Genomic DNA, 2,820 nt, shown 5'->3' with positions numbered 1-2,820 from the left:
GTATTGCGAGGGCCCCGCGGGCTGGGAGGCGGCGCGGCCGCTGCTGCGCGGCGGCGCGGTCGCCCGGCCGTGATGGACATCCCGCGTCGCGAGCCAAGCGGGCTGGTGGCGACGCAGTTCCGCATCATCGGCGCGCTGTTCATGCGCGAGCTGCTGACCCGTTTCGGCAACAGCCGCATCGGCTATGTCTGGCTGATCGCCGAGCCGATGATGCTGGCGGTGGCCATCTCCACCCTGCACGTGGTCAGCGGCCACGGGCTGGGCAACGGGGTGCCCACCTTCCTGTTCTACGCCATGGGCTACACGCCCTTCGTCATGTTCCGCTCGATCGTCAATCGCGGCTCGAACGTGATCGATGCGAACATGTCGCTGCTCTACCACCGCAACATCACGCTGCTCGACGCCGCCATCGCCCGCAACCTGATGGAGGCGGCGGTGTGCAGCATGATCATCACGCTGTTCATGATCGCGGCGGTGCTGATCTTCGACGAATGGCCGCATGAACCGGCGCTGTTCTATTTCGGCCTGATGCTCAGCGCGCTGCTGGCGCATGGCCTGTCGATGCTGCTGGCCGGGCTGCAGGTCTTCATCGACGGGCTGGACCGCTTCACCCACCCGCTGACCTACCTGCTGATGCCGATCTCAGCCACCTTCTACATGCTGAGCAACCTGCCGAACGAAGCGCGCGAGCTGCTGCTGTGGAACCCGCTGGTCAGCGTGCATGAGATGAACCGCTGGGCGATGTTCGGTGACCGCATCCACCCCTATTACGACATCCCCTACGTGCTGCTGTGGATCATCGGGCTGAACGTGCTGGGCATGGCGGCGCTGCGCGCGGCACGTCCCCGCCTGACGCTGATGGAGTAGCCCCATGCTCGAGTTCCAGAATGTCTGGAAGGTGTTCGAGACGCGCAGCGGCCCGAAGGAGGTGCTGCGCGGCGCCTATGCGCGCATCCGCCAGGGCGAGCATGTCGGCATCCTCGGCCGCAACGGCGCCGGCAAGTCGACCCTGCTGCGCATCCTGGGCGGGGTGGAGCGGCCGACCCGCGGCAAGGTGCGCTGCACGATGCGGATGTCCTGGCCGATCGGCAAGGGCTTCGGCATCCAGTCCAGCATGTCCGGCGCCGCCAATTCCCGCTTCATCGCCCGGCTCTACGGCACGCCGGTCGAGCGGACGGTGGAATTCGTCGAGGATTTCGCCGAGCTCGGCCCGTATTTCGACGAGCCGGTGCGCACCTACTCCTCCGGCATGATGTCGCGCCTGCTGATGGGGCTGTCCTTCGCCGTGGATTTCGACTGCTACCTGGTGGATGAGGCGCTCTCCACCGGCGATGCCCGCTTCGCCGAGAAGTGCCGGCAGGTCTTTGAGATGCGCCGCGCCACCGCCGGCATCCTGCTGGTCTCCCACAACCCGCTGCATGTGAAGAGCTACTGCGACACGGCCGCGATCCTGCGGAACGGCATGCTGGAATTCTATGAGGACGTCGATGAAGCTATCGCCGCCTACCAGGGTCTCTGACCCCGGCATGACCGGTGCGGCCAGCCGCCCCGTCGCCGCCCTGCCCGTCCGCGAGCCGCCGCCCAAGCGCCGCGGCTGGCTCTGGCGCCGCCGCTTCTACCTGCTGCTGGTGGTGCTGCCGACGCTGCTGACGGGGATCTACCTCTACGGCTTCGCCGCCGGGCAATACATGTCGGAGGCGCGCTTCGTGGTGCGCGGCGGGCAGGAGCAGCGCGCCATCAGCGGGCTGGGCGAGCTGATGAGCAGCGCCGGCTTCGCCGCCACCTCGCAGGACGCGCTGGCGGTGCGCGACTACCTGCAATCGCATGATTCGCTGCAGGCGATGGTGCGCAATATCGGGCTGGTGGAGATCTACCGCCGCCCCGAGGCGGACCGGCTGGCGGCGCTGTGGTCGGCCGAGCCCTCGGCCGAGCTGCTGCAATTCTACCACAACCACATGAACACCATCTCCATCGACTCCACCTCGGGCATCCTGACGGTGCGCGCCCGCACCTTCCGCCCGGAGGATTCGCAGCGCGTGGTGGAGGAGCAGCTGGCGCTGTCCGAGGCCTTCGTGAACAAGCTCTCCGAGCGCTCGCGCGACGAGGCGCTGCGGGTGGCGAGGGCCGAGCTGGAGCGGGCCGAGCGGCGCGTGCTGGACAGCCAGGCCGCCGTCACCGCCTGGCGGCAGCGCGAGCGCGCGGTGGACCCGGCGCGCAGCGCGCAGATCGGCCTCGAGGGCATGGGCGCGCTGGAGGGGCTGCTGACCACGACGCGGGCCGAGCTGCAGGAGAAGCAGGCCTTCCTGCGCCCGGACAACCCGCAGATCCAGCTGCTGCGCAACCGCATCAGCTCGCTCGAGCGCGAGATCCGCGAGCACCGGCAGCGCCTGACCATGGGCAGCGAATCGCTGCCGCTGCTGATCGCCTCCTATGAGCGGCTGGCGCTGGAGCGGGAATTCGCCGACAAGCAGCTGGCCTCGGCCACCGCCTCGCTGGAGCAGGCGCGGATCAACGCGCAGCGCCAGCAGCTTTTCGTCACCCGGGTGGTGCAGCCGACCCTGGCGGAGATCGCCCTCTATCCGCGCGCGGCGATCATCCTGCTCAGTATGTTCGTGGTGCTGTCGGTGCTGTACGGCATCGGCTGGATGATGGTTTCGGGGATGCGTGAACATGCTTTCTAGCCGAGCGATCCTGGCCACCGCGCGGGCGCTGCTGGTGGCGGCGCCGTTGCTGGTGCCGGTGGCCGGCCCGGCCCGGGCGCAGGGCCCGCTCTCGGCGCCGGCGCTGGGCGGCATGGCCCAGCAGGGCGGCGGCAACGCC

Annotated in this window: 3 protein-coding genes; all 3 read left to right on the top strand. The window is 68.9% G+C overall.

Going from position 1 to position 2,820, the window contains the following annotated elements; genetic code table 11:
- Positions 1-72: 72 nt before the first annotated feature.
- From HMPREF0731_RS11810 to HMPREF0731_RS11800, 3 genes are read left to right on the top strand one after another with little or no spacing between them, the layout of a single operon-like run.
- Complete coding sequence (locus HMPREF0731_RS11810) at positions 73-867, top strand: ABC transporter permease (protein WP_007004362.1); 795 nt, start codon at positions 73-75, stop codon at positions 865-867.
- Between the two features lie 4 nt (positions 868-871).
- Positions 872-1,519 (top strand): ABC transporter ATP-binding protein, encoded by a 648-nt coding sequence (locus HMPREF0731_RS11805; protein WP_007004361.1) that lies wholly within the window; start codon positions 872-874, stop codon positions 1,517-1,519.
- A 7-nt stretch (positions 1,520-1,526) separates the two neighbouring features.
- Entirely contained in the window at positions 1,527-2,681 is a 1,155-nt protein-coding gene (locus HMPREF0731_RS11800) for a KpsE/RkpR family capsule polysaccharide export protein (protein ID WP_007004360.1), read from the top strand.
- Positions 2,682-2,820 lie beyond the last annotated feature (139 nt).

It is taken from the genome of Pseudoroseomonas cervicalis ATCC 49957 (genome assembly GCF_000164635.1).
GTDB classification, from domain to species: domain Bacteria; phylum Pseudomonadota; class Alphaproteobacteria; order Acetobacterales; family Acetobacteraceae; genus Pseudoroseomonas; species Pseudoroseomonas cervicalis.
This window is presented reverse-complemented; position numbering and strand designations above follow the sequence as displayed.